Origin of the sequence: Tardiphaga sp. 37S4 (assembly GCF_021044645.1) — a bacterium.
Classification (GTDB): Bacteria; Pseudomonadota; Alphaproteobacteria; order Rhizobiales; family Xanthobacteraceae; genus Tardiphaga; species Tardiphaga robiniae.
Window position 1 is genome coordinate 4,125,205 of record NZ_CP088008.1, and the last position, 20,738, is coordinate 4,145,942.

The 20,738-nt window shown below is 61.5% G+C and carries 18 protein-coding genes; 1 reads left to right on the forward strand and 17 read right to left on the reverse strand.

Features of this window, described 5'->3' with window-relative positions; genetic code table 11:
• Positions 1 to 76: 76 nt before the first annotated feature.
• The 11 genes from LPB73_RS19550 to LPB73_RS19600 all read right to left on the reverse strand — a co-directional run bounded on the left by LPB73_RS19550 (position 77) and on the right by LPB73_RS19600 (position 14,295).
• Positions 77 to 1,762: a methyl-accepting chemotaxis protein gene (locus LPB73_RS19550; protein ID WP_120288637.1), complete on the reverse strand. Its 1,686-nt coding sequence runs from the start codon at positions 1,760 to 1,762 to the stop codon at positions 77 to 79.
• Positions 1,763 to 1,941: 179 nt separating this feature from the next.
• Complete coding sequence (locus LPB73_RS19555) at positions 1,942 to 3,630, reverse strand: cache domain-containing protein (RefSeq protein ID WP_231077897.1); 1,689 nt, start codon at positions 3,628 to 3,630, stop codon at positions 1,942 to 1,944.
• Positions 3,631 to 3,923: 293 nt separating this feature from the next.
• A complete protein-coding gene (locus tag LPB73_RS19560) occupies positions 3,924 to 5,603 on the reverse strand; it encodes a methyl-accepting chemotaxis protein (RefSeq protein WP_231077898.1) in 1,680 nt (559 codons plus the stop codon).
• 202 nt (positions 5,604 to 5,805) lie between these two features.
• Positions 5,806 to 7,395 (reverse strand): phosphoglycerate dehydrogenase, encoded by a 1,590-nt coding sequence (gene serA / locus LPB73_RS19565; protein WP_231077899.1) that lies wholly within the window; start codon positions 7,393 to 7,395, stop codon positions 5,806 to 5,808.
• 233 nt (positions 7,396 to 7,628) lie between these two features.
• Positions 7,629 to 8,801, reverse strand: a complete 1,173-nt coding sequence (locus LPB73_RS19570) for a phosphoserine transaminase (protein WP_089261696.1) — start codon at positions 8,799 to 8,801, stop codon at positions 7,629 to 7,631.
• A 218-nt stretch (positions 8,802 to 9,019) separates the two neighbouring features.
• On the reverse strand, positions 9,020 to 9,424 hold the full coding sequence (locus LPB73_RS19575) for a GNAT family N-acetyltransferase (RefSeq protein ID WP_231081195.1): 405 nt from the start codon (positions 9,422 to 9,424) through the stop codon (positions 9,020 to 9,022).
• A gap of 56 nt (positions 9,425 to 9,480) precedes the next feature.
• A complete protein-coding gene (locus LPB73_RS19580; RefSeq protein ID WP_231077900.1) occupies positions 9,481 to 10,062 on the reverse strand; it encodes a glutathione S-transferase family protein in 582 nt (193 codons plus the stop codon).
• A 105-nt stretch (positions 10,063 to 10,167) separates the two neighbouring features.
• Positions 10,168 to 11,004 carry an outer membrane protein gene (locus LPB73_RS19585; RefSeq protein ID WP_184513871.1) on the reverse strand — a complete coding sequence of 279 codons (837 nt, stop codon included), beginning with the start codon at positions 11,002 to 11,004 and terminating at the stop codon, positions 10,168 to 10,170.
• A 153-nt stretch (positions 11,005 to 11,157) separates the two neighbouring features.
• Positions 11,158 to 12,027 (reverse strand): outer membrane protein, encoded by an 870-nt coding sequence (locus LPB73_RS19590; protein WP_068731233.1) that lies wholly within the window; start codon positions 12,025 to 12,027, stop codon positions 11,158 to 11,160.
• 472 nt (positions 12,028 to 12,499) lie between these two features.
• On the reverse strand, positions 12,500 to 13,846 hold the full coding sequence (glmM, locus tag LPB73_RS19595; RefSeq protein ID WP_089261706.1) for a phosphoglucosamine mutase: 1,347 nt from the start codon (positions 13,844 to 13,846) through the stop codon (positions 12,500 to 12,502).
• Positions 13,847 to 14,097: 251 nt separating this feature from the next.
• Entirely contained in the window at positions 14,098 to 14,295 is a 198-nt protein-coding gene (locus LPB73_RS19600) for a hypothetical protein (RefSeq protein WP_141137017.1), read from the reverse strand.
• Positions 14,296 to 14,418: 123 nt separating this feature from the next.
• Here LPB73_RS19600 and LPB73_RS19605 point away from each other — a divergent pair, with 123 nt between their 5' ends.
• Positions 14,419 to 15,558 (forward strand): alpha-hydroxy acid oxidase, encoded by a 1,140-nt coding sequence (locus LPB73_RS19605; protein WP_184513869.1) that lies wholly within the window; start codon positions 14,419 to 14,421, stop codon positions 15,556 to 15,558.
• 7 nt (positions 15,559 to 15,565) lie between these two features.
• Here the strand turns inward: LPB73_RS19605 and LPB73_RS19610 are convergent, their stop codons facing one another.
• The 6 genes from LPB73_RS19610 to LPB73_RS19635 form a co-directional block, all read right to left on the reverse strand.
• The gene (locus tag LPB73_RS19610; RefSeq protein ID WP_231077901.1) at positions 15,566 to 16,369 is read right to left on the reverse strand and encodes an alpha/beta hydrolase; all 804 of its coding nucleotides are present in this window, start codon (positions 16,367 to 16,369) and stop codon (positions 15,566 to 15,568) included.
• A gap of 25 nt (positions 16,370 to 16,394) precedes the next feature.
• The gene (locus LPB73_RS19615; protein WP_231077902.1) at positions 16,395 to 17,024 is read right to left on the reverse strand and encodes a hypothetical protein; all 630 of its coding nucleotides are present in this window, start codon (positions 17,022 to 17,024) and stop codon (positions 16,395 to 16,397) included.
• A gap of 69 nt (positions 17,025 to 17,093) precedes the next feature.
• A complete protein-coding gene (locus LPB73_RS19620) occupies positions 17,094 to 17,936 on the reverse strand; it encodes a shikimate dehydrogenase (RefSeq protein WP_231077903.1) in 843 nt (280 codons plus the stop codon).
• 145 nt (positions 17,937 to 18,081) lie between these two features.
• On the reverse strand, positions 18,082 to 19,821 hold the full coding sequence (locus LPB73_RS19625; protein ID WP_089261716.1) for a SulP family inorganic anion transporter: 1,740 nt from the start codon (positions 19,819 to 19,821) through the stop codon (positions 18,082 to 18,084).
• 55 nt (positions 19,822 to 19,876) lie between these two features.
• Positions 19,877 to 20,164: a helix-turn-helix domain-containing protein gene (locus LPB73_RS19630; protein WP_089261718.1), complete on the reverse strand. Its 288-nt coding sequence runs from the start codon at positions 20,162 to 20,164 to the stop codon at positions 19,877 to 19,879.
• Between the two features lie 64 nt (positions 20,165 to 20,228).
• The gene (locus tag LPB73_RS19635; protein WP_231077904.1) at positions 20,229 to 20,738 is read right to left on the reverse strand and encodes an AAA family ATPase; all 510 of its coding nucleotides are present in this window, start codon (positions 20,736 to 20,738) and stop codon (positions 20,229 to 20,231) included.

Consider the following 20,738-nt stretch of genomic DNA (forward strand, 5'->3'; position numbering starts at 1 on the left):
CCCGCAAGGGAGGGCTTTTTACGTTCGAGCGTGATCTACTTTCCTCTCCCACAAGGGGAGAGGGGAAGAAGAGCCTCTACGCCGCACGCACCTTGGTCAGGAACTCGTCCACCGCCGTTCGCAACATGCCGGACTGAGTGTCGAGCTCCCTGGCATTCGACAACACCTGCGAGGCCGCCGTCCCGGTCGCTTCCGCTGCGCTGCTGACGCCCCCGATATGTTCGCTGATCTCACTGGAGCCTGCCGCGACCGACTGAATGTTGCGCGCGATTTCCCGCGTGGCCTCGCCCTGCTCCTGGACGGCCGTGGAGATGCTAGTGGTGATCTCGCTCATCTGCGCGATGGTCCCCGTAATGGCGCTGATCGAGAGTACGGCTTCGCTGGTCGATGCCTGCATAGCTGCGACCTGGGCGGAGATCTCTTCGGTGGCCTTGGCGGTCTGGCTTGCCAGCGCCTTCACTTCCGAGGCGACGACCGCAAAGCCGCGGCCGGACTCGCCGGCGCGCGCCGCTTCGATGGTCGCATTCAGCGCGAGCAGATTGGTCTGGGAGGCGATGCTGTGGATCAACTGAACCACTTCGCCGATCTTCTCCGCGCCGCTGGACAGCAGCTGAACGGTCGCATTGGTGCGTTCCGCATCGCCGACTGCCTTGCTGGCAATTTGGCTCGACTGCGAGACCTGCCGCAAGACTTCGCTGACCGAAGCCGACAATTCCTCGGCGGCGGCTGCAACCGTGCTGACATTGTCCGACGACCGCTCCGACGCGGCGCCGACCGTCGATGCACGCGAACTGGCATCGCTGGCGGTCGCCGTCATGGATTGCGCGGTAGTCTGCATCCCTGCTGCTGCCGTCGATACCGAGCGGACAATACCGTTGACGCTGCGTTCGAAATCATCGGCGATGCTCTCCATGGCCGAACGACGCTCGGCCGACGCGCGCGCCTGCGTCTCAGCTTCGATCTTGTCGAGCCCGCGAATCCGGACCGCATTGTCCTTGAAGACCTGAACGGTCGATGCCATCGCACCGATCTCATCGCCGCGCCCGGTCCCGGGAATGTCGTCCTCAAGCGCGCCATCGGCCAGCGTGCGCATCCGCGCACCGAGCTGACCGAGCGGGCGGCTGATGCTGCGGCCGATCATCCAGGCGATGCCGCCCGCGACCGTACCAATAGCAAGGATCGCCAAACCGAGCGCCCAGACGATCGGCTTCAACCTGGCGTCGAGGTCTTCCAGATAGGCTCCGGCGCCCACATACATGTTCCATCCGGGGATCGCGGCGGCATAAGCAACCTTGCGCAGCGGCGCCGTCTGGCCGGGTTTGACGTAGTCATAGAACATCGTGTGCTCGCCCTTGGCAGCAACACTGTCGCGCCACTCGCGACCGATCGCCTTGCCATTGGTCACCACATCGAGGCGGTTCTGACCGATCTGCTTTGCGTCCGGCGACAACACCGTCACGCCGTCCATCATGGAGCCAAACAGGTAGCCCGCGCCGTTGTCGTAGGTCATCGTATTTGCACGACGACCGAATTCAGCCATCGCGGCTTCCTTGGTGAGCTGGCCGGCGTCGACTTGTTTTTGCAATCCGATTGCCACGCTGCGCGCGGCATCGACGAAGTGGCGCAGCTCCTCGATCCTTGAGGTCATCATCTCGCGCTGAACGAAATATCCCGCGAGAACGCCAGACGCGCACAGACCAAGCAACATGACACCCACCAGAATACCTAGCTTGGGCGTGATCGTCAGATTACTTATCTTCACAATGAGTTCTCCAAAAAAGGTCGCGGGTGCAAATACCAATTGAGGAGAAGAATACCGAACAGACCTTTTTTTGTTCTTTACAAACCAAACCCGCAAATCATCGAGCCTGTGATACTTGATGATGAGCAACGATTGCAGCGCTACAAGAGCTCGCTCTCCGCGAGAGAAGAGGAAAGGCTCTACGCTGCGCGAACCTTCGCGAGGAATTCATCCACCGCCTTGCGCAGGATGCTCGACTGGCCGTCCAGCTCTTTCGCATTCGACAGCACCATGCCTGCCGCCTGCCCCGTTGCCTCCGCCGCTGCGCTGACGCCGCCGATATGAGCGCTGACCTCGCTCGAGCCAGCGGCAACCGACTGGATGTTGCGCGCGATCTCCTGCGTGGCCGAGCCCTGCTCTTCCACTGCCGACGAGATCGTCGTGGTGATCTGGCTCATCTGCGCGATCGTGCCGGTGATGGCGTTGATCGAGTTGACAGCCTCCTGCGTCGACGCCTGCATCGCCGCAACCTGCGCGGAGATTTCCTCGGTCGCCTTCGCCGTCTGGCTCGCCAGCGCCTTCACCTCCGACGCGACGACCGCGAAGCCACGGCCGGATTCACCGGCGCGTGCCGCTTCGATGGTTGCGTTCAGCGCAAGCAGATTGGTCTGCGATGCGATGTTGTGGATCAGCTGCACGACCTCGCCAATCTTCTCGGCGCCGCTGGAGAGCTGCTGCACCGTCGCATTGGTGCGCTCCGCATCGCCCACGGCCTTGCTGGCGATATCGCTCGAGGCTGCGACCTGACGCAGCACTTCGCTGACCGATGCCGATAGTTCTTCAGCCGCGGCGGCAACCGTGCTGACATTGTCAGATGAGCGCGCCGATGCCGCACCGACCGTCGATGCGCGCGAACTCGCGTCGCTGGCCGTCGCCGTCATCGACTGCGCAGTGCTCTGCATACCGGCCGCAGCGGTGGAGACGGAACGCACGATGCCGTTGACACTGCGCTCGAAATCATCGGCGAGGCTCTCCATAGCCGCACGGCGTTCGGCAGCAGCGCGGGCCTGCGATTCCACCTCGATCTTGTCGAGCCCGCGAATGCGTACCGCATTGTCCTTGAACACCTGAACCGTTGCGGCCATGGCGCCGATCTCGTCGCCGCGGTCGACGTCGGGGATCGCTTCATCCAGCGCGCCATCGGCGAGACCGCGCATGCGCGCGCCGAGCCGGCGAAGCGGGATGGTGATGCTGCGACCAATCATCCAGGCAAGCGCGCCGAGAATGAGGATGACGGAAAGCGCCGCGATCATCACGGTGCGCGCGCTCTCCCAAAGTTGCGCCTGCAGATCGTCGATATAGACGCCGGTGCCGATGACCCAGCCCCAGGGCTCGAAACCGACGACATAAGAGAGTTTCGGCTGCGGTGCGTCCTTGCCAGGTTTCGGCCAAAGATAATCGACGAAGCCGGCCTTCTGCTTCTTCACGACATCGGCGAATTCGACAAACAGCCGCTTGCCGTTCGGGTCCTTGTTGCCGGAGAGATCGCTGCCGTTCATCTCGGGCTTGATCGGATGCATCACCATGCGCGGCTGCAGGTCGTTGATCCAGAAGTAATCGCCATTGCCGTAGCGCAGTTTGCCGATACGCGCCGCAGCGGTCTTGCGCGCGGCCTCGTCCGACACGCCGCTACGCTGGACCGTCGCGTATTCTTCCTGCGCGATGCCGAGTGCCAGCTCCGTGAGATGGGTCAATTCGCTCTGGCGCTGCTGCTTGAGGGAGTCGCCGAGGGTGTTCAGCTGCATCCAGGCCAGCCCGGCAAGGCCAAGAAAGCTCAAGCCAATGATGCTGTAGAGGCGAAGGCCGATCGAAATTTTCAAACGATTCATGGGAAGTATCCCTGTAAGGCGCGCTGAAATAAGCGAGTCACCATCGCAGGGTGTAGTTTCGAGTTCGTGAAGTGGTGTGTAGTTCCGTTTTTGCAACCGCGGTTATAGGTTACCTCGAATGCACCAAAAGTCGCACTACAGGTAGCTGCGCACCACTATGAACTATCATTGTGCAGATTTAAATTTGGTGGTGCAGCGATACGACGCAGCGGCCGAAGCTCAATAGTTCAGGCAAGTCCCAGCCCGGTAGCTCCCCGAGCGCAAGCTAAGCCGCGCTCGGGGAAGGATTTGACTCAGGCTGCTCTCACCTTGGCGAGGAATTCATCCACGGCGGTGCGCAGCATGCCGGACTGGCTCTCCAGCTCCTTTGCATTCGACAGCACCTGTGACGCCGCCGAGCCGGTGGCCTCGGCTGCGCTGCTGACGCCGCCGATATGATTGCTGATCTCATTCGCGCCGGCCGACACCGACTGAATGTTGCGCGCGATTTCCTGCGTCGCCGTGCCCTGCTGCTCCACCGCCACAGAGATCGTGTTGGTGATCTGGCTCATCTGGGCGATGGTCCCGGTGATGGCGCCGATCGATGCAACGGCCTCGCTGGTCGATGCCTGCATGGCGGCAACCTGCGCCGAGATTTCCTCGGTGGCCTTGGCGGTCTGACTGGCCAGCGCCTTCACTTCCGATGCCACCACCGCAAAACCGCGGCCGGACTCGCCGGCACGTGCGGCTTCGATGGTCGCGTTCAGCGCCAGCAGATTGGTCTGGGAGGCAATGCTGTGGATCAGCTGCACGACTTCGCCGATCTTCTCAGCGCCGCTCGACAGGATCTGAACAGTCGCATTGGTGCGCTCGGCATCGCCCACCGCCTTGCTGGCGATCTCGCTGGAGGCCGATACCTGACGCAGCACTTCACTGACTGACGCCGACAATTCCTCCGCAGCCGCCGCAACCGTGCTGACATTATCGGACGAGCGCGTCGAAGCTGCGCTGACCGTCGCGGCGCGCGAGCTTGCGTCGCTTGCCGTCGCCGTCATCGACTGCGCGGTGCTCTGCATTCCGACCGCGGCGGTCGAGACCGAGCGGACGATACCCGTCACGCTGCGCTCGAAATCCGTGGCCATCGCCTCCATGGCGGCGCGGCGCTCCGCGGCGATACGGCCCTGCGCATCCGCCTCGACCTGTTCCAGCGAGCGGATACGCAGCGCATTGTCCTTGAACACCTGAACCGTCTTGGCCATCGCACCGACTTCATCGCTACGGCCAACGCCGGGAATTTCCTCATCCAGCGCACCATTGGCGAGCGACTCCATGCGCGATCCCAGCATGCCGAGCGGCTTGGTGATACTACGGCCGATCAGCCACGCAATCGCACCCGCCACTGCGGCAATGGCCAGCATGGCCAGGCCGAGCGCCCAGATGATCGGTTTCAGATGAGCGTCGAGGTCATCGAGATAGGCGCCGGTGGCAATGAACATGTTCCAGCCGGGAAGCGCCGCGGCATAACCCATCTTGCGCGACGGGACCTGCTCATTGGGCTTCTGGAATTCGTAGGTCAGAATCTTCGTGCCGTTGGCTGCGACGCCGTCGCGGAATTCACGCGTAATGGCAACGCCACTGACCTTGACGTCCAGCCGGTTGGATCCCGGCTTGAAGCCCGGCAGATGAACCACCTCACCGTCCATCGTGTAGATGAACAGATAGTTGCCGTTGTCATAGGTCATCGGCTCGATGCGGCGTACCAGCTCGGCGGTCGCGGCTTCCTTGGTGAGCTTGCCTGCTGCGACATCCTTCTGGATGCTGGCCGCTACGTTGGTCCCGATTTCGACGATCGACTTCAGCTGCTCGGTTCGCGCGGAGAGCATCTCGCTCTTGACCATATAGGCGGCCAGAATGCCCGCGGCGCAGAGGCCAATCATGGTCACGGCCACCAGAACGACGAGCTTGTACGTAATACGGATATTGGCGAGCTTCACGGCTGTATTCCCCCGGGCGTGCGATTTTCGATCGCTGATTCCTCGGAGTAAAATGTATCGGGGTAGTGTTCCCAAATCCTTACACGTGCGGGGCGGGGGCAAACCTGCCGCGCCGACCTGAATGTGAACATTTTCCGCAAAACGAAAAAATCCCCGCCTTTCGGACGGGGATTTCGGCAATGTCAGTTCGAGTAAGAGACACTCAGAATGTCAGCGCCTTGGCCTGTTTCACCTGCGGCAGCGCCTGCACCTTGCTCAGCACATCGGCCGGCACAACGCCGTCGATCTCCACCAGCGCAATGGCGTCACCGCCCTGCTCGTTGCGGCCGAGATGGAAGGTTGCGATGTTGACCTTGGCATCGCCGAGCAGCGAGGCGAACTTTCCGATGAAGCCCGGCTTGTCCTCGTTGGTGACATAGATCATCGACTTCCCGAATTCGGCATCGACGCGGATACCCTTGATATCAACCAGCCGCGGCTTGCCGTCATGATAGACAGTGCCGGACACCGAGCGTTCCTGCCGTTCGGTGATAACCGTAACGGTGATCAGGCTTTCGTAATCGCTTTGCGCCGCGCGTACCACTTCATCGACCACCATGCCGCGCTCCTTGGCAACGGCGGGCGCGGAGACGACGTTGACGTCGCCGAGCATCGGCCGCAGCAACCCGCTCAATGCAGCAGACGTCAGGGCCTTGATCTTCATTTCGGCCACCGCGCCTTCATAGGTGATCTGCACCTTGGCAATGCCGGTCTCGGTGAGCTGGCCCGCGAACGAGCCAAGCTTCTCGGCGAGTTCGATGAACGGCTTCAGCTTCGGTGCTTCTTCCGCGGTGATCGACGGGAAGTTGACCGCGTTGGAGATCGCGCCCGACAACAGATAATCCGACATCTGCTCGGCGACCTGCAGCGCGACATTCTCCTGCGCTTCGGTGGTCGATGCGCCCAAATGCGGCGTGCAGATCACATTGGGATGGCCGAACAGCACGTTCTTAGTGGCCGGCTCCTCGACGAACACGTCGAAGGCAGCGCCGGCGACATGCTTGCTATTCAGCGCATCGACCAGCGCTTGCTCATCGACCAGACCGCCGCGGGCGCAGTTGATGATGCGCACGCCGGGCTTCATCTTGGCGATGGCAGCGGCATCGATGATGTTCCTTGTCTTCTCGGTGAGCGGCGTGTGCAGCGTGATGAAGTCGGCGCGCTTGAGGAGGTCGTCGAGCTCGACCTTCTCGACGCCGATGTCCTTGGCACGCTCCGGCGACAGGAACGGATCGAAGGCAATGACCTTCATGCGCAGGCCGAGCGCGCGGTCGGCGGCAATGGCGCCGATATTGCCGCAGCCGATCACGCCCAGCGTCTTGCCGGTGATCTCGACGCCCATGAAGCGGTTCTTCTCCCACTTGCCGGCCTGCGTCGACGCATCGGCCTGCGGGATCTCGCGGGCGAGCGAGAGCATCAGTGTGATCGCATGTTCGGCTGTCGTGATCGAATTGCCGAACGGCGTGTTCATCACGATGATGCCCTTGGCGGTCGCCGCGGGAATTTCGACATTGTCGACGCCGATGCCGGCGCGGCCGATCACCTTCAGGCGCGTCGCCTTTTCGAGGATCTTTGCAGTGGCCTTGGTGGCCGAGCGGATGGCGAGGCCGTCATAGTTGCCGATGATCTCGGCGAGCTTGTCCTTGTCCTTGCCGAGGTTCGGCTGGAAGTCGACGTCGATGCCGCGATCCCGAAAGATCTGCACGGCGGCGGGAGAGAGAGCGTCGGAAATGAGAACTTTGGGGGCGGTCATGGATGTGATCCTCGAAATGGGAGCCGGTGTAGGCGCGACAAACGCAGCAGGCTCCTTCTCCCCGTTCTTACGGGGAGAAGGTCGGGATGAGGGGCCGCTTTCGACCCGAGAATGCAGGAGTGAGGAGAGTTGAGTGCCATGCCCCTCACCCGGACATCGCGCTCGCGCGATGTCCGACCTCTCCCCGCCCGCGCACAGCGAAGCTGTGCTAGGCGGGGAGAGGTTAAGAGCAACTAAGCCGCCTTGGCGAGTGAGGCCTTGGTTTCGGCAAAGGCCCAGTCGATCCACTGCGTGAGGATTTCGACGTCCTTGGCTTCGACCGTGGCACCGCACCAGATGCGCAGACCGGCCGGCGCATCGCGATAATGCGCGAAGTCGAAACCGGCATTTTCCTTCTCGACGGCTGCGACCAGCTTCTTGGCGAAGTCAGCCTGCGCGTCCGGCGAGAGCGCGGTGATCGCGGGATCGATCACCTTCATGCACACCGACGTGTTGGAGCGGATCGCGGGATCGGCTGCGAGGAAGTCGATCCACGGTGTCTTCGCTTTCCAGTCGGCGAGCGCCTTGGTGTTGGCATCGGCACGCGCGATCAGCGCCTTGAGACCGCCAACCGACTTGGCCCAGCCGAGCGCATCGAGATAATCCTCGACGCACAGCATCGACGGCGTGTTGATGGTCTCGCCGACGAAGATGCCTTCGTTGAGCTTGCCGCCCTTGGTCATGCGGAAGATCTTCGGCAGCGGCCATGGCGGCGTGTAGCTCTCCAGACGCGCCACGGCGCGCGGCGACAGCACGAGCATGCCATGTGCGGCTTCGCCGCCGAGCGCCTTCTGCCAGGAGAAGGTGACGACATCGAGCTTCGCCCAGTCGAGCGGCTGCGCGAAAGCGGCCGAGGTCGCGTCGCAAATGGTCAGGCCTTCGCGGTCAGCCTTGATCCAGTCGGCATTCGGCACGCGCACGCCGGAGGTCGTGCCGTTCCAGGTGAAGACGATGTCCGAGTTCGGATCGGCCTTCGACAGGTCGGGGAGTTCGCCATAGCCGGCATGCAGCTTGGTGACGTCCTTGAGCTTCAGCTCCTTGACGATGTCGGAGACCCAGCCCTCGCCGAAGGATTCCCAGGCGATGGTGGTGACGGGACGCGGCCCGAGCAGCGACCACAGCGCCATCTCGACAGCGCCCGTATCCGATGCCGGCACGATACCGATGCGGTAATCGGCGGGCACTTCAAGCACTTCACGCGTCAGATCGATCGCGAGTTTGAGCTTGTTCTTGCCGATCTTCGCACGGTGCGAACGGCCAAGGGCTGCGTCGGTGAGTTTTTCGGGGGTCCAGCCGGGGCGCTTGGCGCAGGGGCCGGAGGAGAAATGCGGCACGTTAGGCCGCGAAGCGGGCTTCGCTGCAGTCATATTCTATCCTTCCAGATAGCTAGCCTCCCGTTGGGGGGAGGTGTCCCGCTGGCGTGGATATGGGAACCGACCCGGAGCGTCAAGCGACTTCCGGGCTATCACGCGTCATTGATCTTGGGTGACATCGCCCGTCCCGGCGTACCATCACCGGTTTTGCTGATGCCTTGCAACGAACGGCGCCGCGCGGCGTCCGCCGGACGACATGATGATGACGCGTTCTAGAACCGCAACGTCATGCCCACATGACTGTCAGCGAAACCGAGTCGCTTGTAGAATCGCTGGGCATCGACCCGGGTCTGGTGCGTCAACAGCTCGACGAGCTTGCATCCCCTCGCCCGTGCCTCGCCAATGGCCCATCGCACCAGTTGTTCGCCGATGCCCTGGCTGCGGAGCGTCGTCGACACACGAACATCCTCGATGAGTGCACGCGAAGCGCCCTGCGAGCTCAAGCCCGGCAAGATGCAGAGCTGCAGGCATCCGACCACGCTGCCGTCGCCGCCTTCTGCAACCATCAATCGGATATTTGGGTCATGCGCGAGTTTATCGAAGGCCTCGTAATAAGATTGCGGCAGTGGGTCCTCGATACGCTCGCGGCCACGGCCGAGCGCATCATCGGCCAGCATTACCACGATCGCGACGACGTCCTCGCGGCGCGCAGGCCGTAGCTTGATCTGCGTATTCACGAAATACCCAATGCCTTCTCGCTGTCGGCGATCCAGCGCCTGATCGACGCGTAACCGTCGAGATGGAAGCCCCCCTCATGGGCGACGCGCGTATAGGCCAGCAACGACGCGTCGGCCAGCGAGACGCGATCTCCTACAAGGAAACGCGATGTCGTCAGGTGATGCTCCATGCGCACCAGCGCGAAATAGCCGCGCTTCAGCTTTTCGGGATCGAGATCCGAAATCGCCTTGCCGAGATAGACGATCTGATAGCGGCACACCGCGATATAGGGCTCGTGGCTGTATTGTTCCCAGAACAGCCATTCATCCATCTTGGCGGCGTCATAGGCATCGGTCGGAATCAGATCGCTGCCACGCGCGAGATAGCGGATGATGGCATTGGACTGCGCGAGCGGGCGACCGTCATCGAGCACGACGGTCGGCACCTGGCCGGCGCCGTTAAGCGCCAGAAACTCCGGCGTCCGGCTCTCGCCCTTGCTCGTGTCGATATCAATCCACGTATAGGGAAGTTTGAGGTGATCGCTCACCCACTTCACCTTCAGGCAATTGCCGGAATTCAGATCGCCGTAGATTTTCATGATGACTGCCCCGCCGCGATGGACGGGGTAAAAGCATCACCTGCATCGAGACATGTCAACAGCGAGACGTCCCGTAACGAGGAGGCCGCGCCGCGACGTGTCAGATCAGAACCGATAGCCTACACCGGCGCGTACGGTGTTGATGGTGGTATCAACCGCGGATGTGAAGCGGATGTATTCCCACTCACCGCGCAGGAACAGACCGCCGACGAGATTGACGTCAACGCCGAGGCCTGCAGTGTATCCATAGATCAGGCGGCTATATTGCCCATTCACTTGCGTGAGCGGCGTCTTCGGGCCCAGAAGGCTCGCTGGTGTCGTCGATGTGGGGCCCGCAATTTCCGTTTCGCGAATCGATACTGTTCTCACAGTATCGGCCTGGCCGAGCGCGAGACCGCCAAACATATAGGGCATGAAGCCGCCCCAGACGTAGCCGGCGCGTGCCCGGAAGGTTCCGATGTCACTGATGGCGATGGAGCTTGATGCCGATGACGTGACGGCATGATAGTCCCCGTCCGACAACAGCATGTAGCGGCTCATGCTGCCTGACGAGGCGCCACCGAACTTGCCGTGCAAGTAGCTCATTTCAAGGCCGATCACGACGTCGTCCCACTGGGAATTGTAACCGGCAAAGGCGCCATAGCCGTGACCGTGAGCGGACTGCTTCGTAAAGCTGAGCGGCCAACTCGACACGCCCATCTCGCTCTCGATCAATGTGTTGGAGAGCAGGCCTGCAGTCATTGCTGAATTCGAGCCCGTGAACTTCTCGTCGGAAGTGCCGTATCCGGCCTGTCCGCCGACATAGAAGCCTTCCCATGTCGGACGGTCGCGGCTCAGTCCCTCAGGGAACGAACCGCGCAGCGCCGGGAACTCCGGCATGTCGGCGGCTTGAGCGGTTTGCACTGCGCCCAGCAGCGCTGCAGCGATCAGAAGTCTACGCATCACGACAATTCCTCAACTCACCGAACTGTCCCGATCATCCGCTGTTAACCTTAATCATTGGTTGCGATGATACTACCCGTGCAAAACAAAACGGCGCGGGAAGCTCCCGCGCCGTTAAGGTCTCTTAAGATAGTTGAGGCAATCCGCTTAGCTTTAGCCCTTGCGGATCAACGGCGGCGGCGCATAGGCCGGCGGGCTGTCGAGGTTCCAGCGCACGCCGAGCTTCAGGTCATGCGAGGTGATGTCCTTGAACTGCATCGCCACGCCGCGGGTGAAGCCGTCATAGGTCGAGACCGGCCCGGTCTGGCCATCGCCGAGATTCATGTAGCTGTAGCCAAGTTCGACGGTCATTGCCGGATTGACCTTGTAAGCCAGGCCCGTGTGCAGGGCCCATGCGAAGTTCCACTTCGATGCAGCCGGTGCACTTGCGTAGCTCGGGAACGGGCCGCCGATGAAGGGCACGCCGCCGGCGGAGCCGACATTGATCGCACCGTTATCCGTGTAGTTCCCGATATTGACGCGAGCCATGCCGACGCCGGCGCCGACGAACGGGGTCACGCACCACCAGGTACCGAGATCGACGTAACCATTGGCCATCACCACCCATTCGGACTTGGTGGCGTTATAGTTGTTCACGCCGGTACCAACGAGGCCGCTCGACGGGAACGTTACGTGATCGGTGCCCTTGAAATTCGAATTGCCGCGATACTGGCCGGTGATGTCACCGCGGAACCAGTTGTTGAACTGATAACCGACGCCGAGCTGGAAGATGCCAGCCGTATCGAAGGCAGTGGTCTGCTGAAGCGAGAGGAGATTGGCGTTGCGACCGTCACCCATCTCGATGTTCTTGACGCGCTGGTTGCTGAAACCGATATCGCCGCGCAGGTACCAACCGCCGAAGTCTTCGACCGGCGGCGGCGCATACATCTGAGGCGGTGGAGCAATGGGCATGTCGGCAGCGAGAACGGCGGTCGACATCAGGGAAGCCGCGCCCGCGGCCAGAATGAATTTAACGCTACGCATTGGCTTCGTCCTTTTGGGCCAAAGAGGCAACTAATGGAGGCCTCACACTCGGAAACTCACAAACGGACGATGACACCAACTCCTTAAGCGGCGCTTAACCCTAACTTTTAAGGTTGATATTTGGTGACGAAAATGCACGCAAATTCCATCACGCCACTGCGTCGCCACAGTTACTAACAATGTCTTGCTATCAAAACGCGCTGCAATGCGCCGCGGCATCGCCAGGTGTTAACGAGGACTTACCTGCCCGGAGCCTTCGGCTCTGACCGGATCAAAACCAGGCTCCAGCTTTTTGTTGACGCGTTTCCTTGATGCGAACCGGTGCCCACTTCGCGCGAAAGCGCTCCAACGCGAACTATCAAAACGCGGAAGAGCCGCCTCGCCCGGCAAATATTCGGACAAGACAGCTCTTCATGTCAGTTCGGCAGTGATCGCGCGCTGGCGCCTCGGTCAGAGCGAATGAACAGGAAGCTTACGCCGCGGCTGCGTGGCCCAGCGCGTCAACGATGGAATCCACCACTTCCTCGACCATCACGCGGTCATCGCCCTCTCCCATCACGCGGATGACTGGCTCCGTGCCCGACGGGCGGATCAGGAGACGACCATGGCCGTTGAGGCGCTGTTCACCGGCAGCGATGGTGGATTTCACTTCCGCATCATCGAGCGGCTTGCCGCTGCGATAACGCACATTCTTCAGAATCTGCGGCAACGGATCGAACAGGTGGCAGACTTCCGATACCGGCCGACCGAGTTTGGTCACCACGGCCAGCACCTGCAGCGCGGCTACGAAACCGTCGCCTGTCGTCGCATGGTCCGACATGATGATATGGCCGGAGGGTTCGCCGCCGACATTGTAGCCGTGCTGCAGCATCTGTTCGAGCACATAGCGATCACCCACCGCGGTGCGGATGAGGTCGATGCCCTGCCCCTTCAGGAAGCGCTCCAGACCGAGATTTGACATCACGGTGGAGACGATACCCGGCTTGGCAAGCCGCCCGTCTTCCTTCCAGCTCTGCGCGATAACGGCGAGCAACTGATCGCCATCGACCAGATGGCCACGCTCGTCGACCATGATCAGCCGATCGGCGTCGCCATCCAGCGCAATGCCGATATCGGCGCGCATCTCGCGCACCTTGCGGCTCAGCGCTTCCGGTGCGGTCGATCCGCATTCCTTGTTGATGTTGAAACCGTCGGGCTCGACGCCGATGGAGATGACGTCCGCGCCGAGTTCCCAGAGCGCCTCCGGCGCCACCTTGTAGGCGGCGCCATGGGCGCAATCGATGACGACGCGCAAACCATCAAGGCTGAGATTTCGTGGCAGCGTGCGTTTGGCGAATTCGATGTAACGATCATGCACCCCGTCGATGCGGCGCGCCCGACCGAGGCTGGCGCTCTGCGACAGTCTCTTGTCGAGATTCTCGTCGAGCAATTCCTCGATCTGCTTCTCGACATCGTCCGACAGCTTGTAGCCGAGCGGTCCGAACAGCTTGATGCCGTTGTCCTCGAACAGATTGTGCGATGCGGAAATCATCACGCCGAGATCGGCGCGCATCGACTTGGTCAGCATCGCCACGGCTGGCGTCGGCATCGGCCCGACCAGCAGCACATCCATGCCGACCGACGTGAAGCCTGCCACCATCGCATTTTCGATCATGTAGCCGGACAACCGGGTGTCCTTGCCGATCACGACACGATGACGATGTTCGCCGCGCTGAAACACAAGACCTGCGGCCTGCCCAACCTTCAGTGCCAGTTCCGGCGTGATCAGACCATTGGCGCGGCCGCGAATGCCGTCTGTCCCGAAATATTTACGGCTCATGGTAACCCCCAATGCCCTCGCGCTTCGCGCGAGGGCTCAAAACCCTGTCTCAGGCGACTGACCCATTGGCAGCGCCATATATGTGACGGACTTATAAGGCTCGGGCCCCTAAAATCGCTTCAAAAAATATGATGAATCATTACCAAGGCCCGGAATACGTAATTAACGACAAGCCATTGATATTACTTATATACCTTAACCTTTCATGTAATGCCTTCGATGGAGCATCAGCTGACCGGAACCCGGCCCGCTCAGCCCTTTCGCTTGATATGCGCGTCCGCCTTTGAATGGGCAGGCTGGGTCACACTGACCGGATCGGAGCCCGGAAAAGTCTCCTCCAGTCCTTCGTCCAGTGCAACTTCCAGCTGTCGCTTTTCTTCGTCCTCGGCTGCCTTGCCGGGAGCCTTGCCGGCCCCGTGGCCTGCTGGATTTGTCTTGGAGCCGGACATTCTGGCCTCCTTCAATTTCGACGACATTCCAATGACAAGGATGATATGGCGGACCGCCTAACCATGCTAGATGACACCGAAACAAGCAAATACAAGCAAAGACAAGAACGGCTGGGACATCTCATGAAGCATATCACCTGCATCGAAGATCTTCGCCTCGAGCACAAGCGCAACGTGCCGAAGGCGTTCTTCGATTATGTCGACCATGGCTCCTATAGCGAAGACACGTTCCGTGCGAATTGCGAGGATCTGCAGAAGCTGAAGTTCCGCCAGCGTATTCTGGTCGACATCGCCAATCGCGACACCTCGACGACCATCCTCGGTGAGAAGGCCACCATGCCGCTGATCTGCGCGCCGGTCGGCTCAACCGGCTTGCAATATGGCGACGGCGAAATTCACGCCTGCCGGGCGGCGCAGGCGGCGGGCATTCCCTATACGCTCTCGACGATGTCGATCAATTCCATCGAAGACGTCGCCGAGAATGTCGAAAAACCGTTCTGGTTTCAGCTCTATGTCATGAAGGATCGAGGCTTCATCAAGGAATTGATCGAGCGCGCCATCAAGGCGAAGTGTAGCGCGCTGGTGCTGACCGTCGATCTGCAGGTGATCGGCCAGCGTCATGCCGACATCAAGAATGGCCTGTCGGTGCCGCCTCAGATCTTGAATGTGAAGAACCTGATCGATTTCATGAGCAAGCCCGGCTGGCTGGTGCGCACGCTGAAAGCCAAACGGCGCAACTTCGGCAACATCGCCGGCTTCGTGAAGAACACCGACGATCTCGGCTCCGTCGCGCAGTGGACAGCATCGCAATTCGATGCGTCGTTGAACTGGAAGGATCTCGACTGGATCCGCAGCATCTGGCCCGGCAAGATCGTGATCAAGGGCATTCACGATATCGAGGATGCCCGCGAAGCCGTAAAGGTCGGCGCGCAGGCGATGGTCGTGTCCAACCACGGCGGACGTCAGCTCGACGGCGCGCCGTCGTCGATCTCGGTATTACCGGGGATCGCCGATGCCGTCGGCTCGGAGATCGAAGTGATGTTCGACAGCGGCATCCGCTCGGGGCAGGACGTGATGCGTGCGCTCGCCCTCGGCGCCAAGTCCTGCATGATCGGCCGCGCCTATATCTACGGTCTCGGCGCCTATGGCGGCCCCGGCGTGACCAAGGCGCTGGACATCCTGCGCAACGAACTCAGCGTGACCATGGGCCTGTGCGGCGTGAATTCGATCGCCGAGATCGACAGGCACGTGCTGGTGCAGTGAGGACTCGTCAGATCGCCGCGTCGATCCACGCGGCGATCGTATCGACGACTTTTTGCTCGATGCCGTAATAGCCGTGCGGAGACAGCGATCCGCAATCCGTGGACGAGCGCTGATCTCCGCCTCTGACCCTGAGGACCTTGGCGCGCGGCGCGCCACTCATCGCTGCTGCGATCTTGTCGGCGTCTTCCGGCGGTGCGACATTGCAGCGATCGTCTGAATTGGCAACGACGAGTGCGGGCACATTGACTCGTTCAGGATGCGCGTCGAACACCGTCTCGTGGCTACCACCAAGGCGCGACACCGACTCAGTGAGCACGATACCTGCGATCTGACCGTCACGCAGATTCGCTGCGCCGTTCATCGCCGCAATCGAGCCTTGGCTGGTCCCGAGCAGGAAGACCGGTCCCGGCGCCTGCGCGTGAGCCGCAGCGACGAGATCGCCCACAAGTGCTGCATATTGCGGCGAGCTGCGCAGCCCGCGCAAGTTCTGACTATCGACGGCGTCGGGGATCAGCACCGCGAAACCCGCAGCATTCCAGAGCACGCGCGAACGGACGACGAAGTTGTTACCGTGCGCTATTTCGCCATCCCGGGCGATGCCTACATCGCCTGTTCCGCCGGGCAGCATCACGATGGTTGCGCGTGGATGCGATGGACTGACGTAGAGCGCGCGCTGCTGATCGCCGCCATGAACAGGCAGGTTCAGCACCCGCTCCGTCGTGGAGGGCGATGTCTGCGCAGCAGCGAAGTGCGGCGCAGACAACAACAGAGATGCGAGGATGAGGCACGGTGCGAGCAATGGCCTGCGCAAGAGCTTCTCCGCAGTTTCGAATTTCTCACATCGGCGGCGTCAGCCCATCCAGCCCGACATTAACCCGCGCCGTCTCGAAAGTGCCGTCATCCCTCTTGGTAGCGCCCATGATGATGATCTTGGCACCAGGCTTGAGTTCATCCTTATTGCCCGGCACGAATGTCACGATCGGCGTGTCAGGCGTCACGGTCACTTTCTTTTCCCCGTCCTTGTACTTCACCGTCACCGTCTGGCCATCGGAGGCCTGGACCTTCTGATCGACGGTGGCATTGGTCATGCTGCTGTTGGGGCGCAGATCCCAGGGGCGCGAGCCTTCGCCGGTGCCGCGCATCGCTTCTGGAAAGATATGGATCGCGATGGCCTTCTGCGTGCCATCGGCCTGCGGCATGCCGGTCACGCCGATATAGGAGCCGGGCTTCACCTCGGCCATTGTCGTTCTGGCAATGCCGGTCACGGTGACATTGTCCGTCATCTTCACTTTGCGCTCATCGCCTTCGCGCGTCTTGATCGTCAGCACCGCGCCATCGACGGCTTCGATGGCACCACGGATGCGCAGGGGTTGCGGCTGCTGCGCCGATGCGGCGGAAATCAGCAATGAACCAGCAAGAAGTGAGCCCGCGAACAAGCGAGCCGAAGTCGATACGATCTGAACCATAGGGGAATTTCCTTTGAAGGCGCCCACCGCTGCAGATGGAAACCCCAAGGCCAAATAGCTATTCCCCGCTCACGCCACTGTGAGGTCGGCCTCGACGAGGCGACGCAGTTCCGGCGTCACATCGGGGCGCTGCCCGAACCACAGCTCGAAGCCACGCACGGCCTGATACAACAGCATGCCGAGACCATCAGCGGTGCGGAGGCCCCTCGTGCGGGCGCCGGCGAGCAGCGGCGTATCGAGCGGCACGTAAACGAGATCGGCGACGACCGCCTGGTCAGGCAGCTGATCGAGATCGATGGTCAGTGGCGGCTGGCCGCTCATGCCGAGCGACGTGGTGTTCACCAGCAAGGATGCGCGCGGCAACATGCTGGCGACATTCTCCCACGCCAGCGGCACCACCTGCGAGCCGAATTGCGCGGCCATCGCCTCGGCGCGATCGAGACTGCGATTGGCGACATAGACATGTTTGATTCCGCGTTCGAGCAATCCGAACACCACTGCACGCGACGAACCGCCCGCGCCGAGCACCAGCGCGTCGTCGGTGTGGTCCCAATCGTGAGCCGCGTGATCGAGATTGTCGATGAAGCCTTCGATATCCGTATTGGTCGCGCGCAGCGTGCCGTGGTCGTACCATAGCGTGTTGGCAGCCCCGACCGCCCGCGCGCGGCGATCCGGTGAGGTCAGCTTCAGCACACGCTCCTTGTGCGGGATCGTGACATTGGCGCCGATGTAACCGTGCTTGGAGAGGTTCATCACGAATTCGGCCACGCCTTCCGGTGGAATCGACTCGATGCTGTAACCGCCCGGAATATCCATGCTGCGCAGCCAGTGATGGTGGATCAGCGGCGAGCGCGAATGCGCGGCAGGCCAGCCGATCAAACAGGCGGCGCGGGGCGTGGTCTCGTTCGGCATCGTTCATCCTTCGCTTCAGGCGGAAGCGTGCGTAGCATAAAAATCATGCAGGGGCTCTTAATCATCAGACAGTTTTGCGGCGCACAGCAAGTCCGACAACCATGCAGACGATCAATACTGCAGCTGCGAGCAATTGCCGATGCCATCAGCTCGACGTCTCCTGGATCGCTGCAGCGCGTCGGATCTTGATCTCGCTGACGGCCACTGCAACATCAGCACGGTATTTGACCAGTGGCGGTCGCGCGCCGTGGGTCAGCAGCGCCCGGCGCACGCCCTGCGAGGTGCCGGTGAGAATCACGCGGACGCCCTGTCGCTTTGCCTTCTCGGCAATGCCCTTGATCGCATTCGCGGCAGTCGAATCCAGGAAGGGGACCGCGGCAAAATCGATCACGAAAGCCTTGTGGCGATCCGAGAAGCCCTCGAGCACAGATCCGATGGTGGAGGCCGCGCCGAAGAAAAATGCGCCGGTGATGCGATAGACAACGACGTCGGGATCGGCAGCGAGACCGGGATCATAGGGTTTTCGGTCGCCATTGGCGTCGTCGGCCTTGTCGGCCACGACCAGCGGCTTATCCGCCTCAATGCCGGTTGTTTGCGCCATGCGGTTGATGAACAGAATCGCGCCAAGCGCGAAGCCGACCACAATGCCCTCGGTAAGATCGCGGAAGATCGTTAGTAGGAAAGTCGCCGACAGCACGGCAGCATCGCCCCATGATGACCGCAGTAACGTCGCGAATTCATGCTTCTCCGCCATGTTCCAGGCGACCACGGCAAGCACCGCGGCGAGCGCCGCCAGCGGAATGTAACTTGCCAATGGCGCCGCGACGAGAATGAATACCAGCAGGAATACCGCATGCAGCATGCCCGAGATCGGGCCGTGCGCGCCGGCGCGGACATTGGTGGCGGTTCGCGCGATGGTGCCGGTCACGCAGATTCCACCGAACAGCGCCGAGCCGATATTGGCGATGCCCTGCGCCACCAGTTCGCAATTGGAGCGATGCCGCCGGCCGGTCATGCCGTCAGCGACGACAGCTGAGAGCAAAGATTCAATCGCGCCCAGCAGCGCAAAGGAGATGGCGTCCGGCAGAATGGCCTGCAGCTTTGCCAGGGAAATCGCGGGAAGCGACGGCAGCGGAAAGGATTGCGGAATGCCGCCGAACTTGGTGCCGATGGTTTCAACCGGCAGCGCAAAGAACCATGCCGCGACCGCGCTTGCGGCAACCGCGATCAGAATGCCCGGCCAGGAAGGCCGCAGCTTCTTGAGCAGAAGGATGATCGCAATGGTCGCGATGGTGATCGCGGCGGCCGACAGGTTGACGGTGTGGATCGCACTTCCGAGCACCTGCAGCTTCGGGATCAGTTCGCCAGGCTCCTTGCCGGTGAGTGTGAGCCCAAGGAGATCCCTGATCTGGCTGGCGAAAATAATGACGGCAATACCGGCGGTAAATCCCACCGTGACCGGATAGGGAATGAACTTGATGTAAGTGCCGAGCTTCAAATAGCCCGCCACCATCAGGAACACGCCAGAGAGCATGGTCGCGAGGATCAGTCCGTCGATGCCATGGCGGCTCACGGTGGCAGCCACCAGCACGATGAAGGCGCCGGCTGGACCGCCGATCTGAAAGCGGCTTCCACCCAGCGCAGACACGAGGAAGCCGCCGATCACAGCGGTGATGAGGCCACGATCCGGCGACGTCCCCGAGGCTATGGCAATCGCCATGGACAACGGAAGCGCGACGATTGCCACCGTCAAGCCGGACAAGATGTCGGCGCGCAGATCGGCGATGCCGTAGCCTTCGCGCAACACCGTGATCAATTTCGGCGTGAACAGTTCGGCGAAGGTCGGCTGATGCGGCCCCCACGCGCGATTTCTGGACATGTCCATTCCCGACTCGCCCCTGTCACCTGCCGCGGATCTCGATCGAGGCCGCGGCCCGTTCTCAATCCGTCAGCTTTGGCTCTTCAAGTTTCGGTGGTGGACCGGGCTGTTTCAGCCTCACCCCTCGTCCGCCGGAATCGCTGCGGACGTTCTCGCCGATCAAATCGACGCCTGAGCGATCGAGGGCATCGACAACCTTGATCAGCGAATCCACCACGCCCCTGACATTGCCTTCGCTCGCTTCCATGCGCTGGATGGTCGGTAGCGACACGCCGGCCATTTCGGCCAGCCGCTTTTGATCGATACCCAGCAGCGCACGGGCGGCCCGCATCTGAAACGATGTAATCAAGGGCGGTTTCCAGTTTCACGAGTCTTATATCATATGTGAGATATCTTCAATGATGTATAAAACATCACTCGATCGGCGAAGCCGCCATGGTCGCCACGAACTGGGCGACAGCGGCGCGCGATGTCAGGCGTCGTTTGACGCCGCCGAAGTCGTCGAACAGCGCCAGGTGGCCAGCGAACGAACTCGACGTTTTGCGCTGCCAGTAGGCCTCGGCCCAAGCCAGAAAATCTGCATGTTCCTCGGCCGTCGCGCCACACCAAGGGCCCCGGAGAGCGAGGCTATCACGACAAACCTCCGGGCTCATGTCGAGCCAGATCAATGCTGTAGCGCGCGGCAATGCCGCTTCGACCAGCCAGCCGTAAACGCCTTCGATGATCCAGTTCGACTTCACGGCAAGGGCGGCCACCAGTTCTTTGGCCTGCCCCTCGTCGCGCTTCACACCGCCCCTGTCCAGCCAATGGATATGATCGAGATCTGCGCGTTCGCCGCCGACGCGGCTTTCAAGCTGCCGCGCCAGCGTGCTCTTGCCCGAGCCGCTATTGCCAATGACTACAACCCGCGGTCCAAGCGTCAT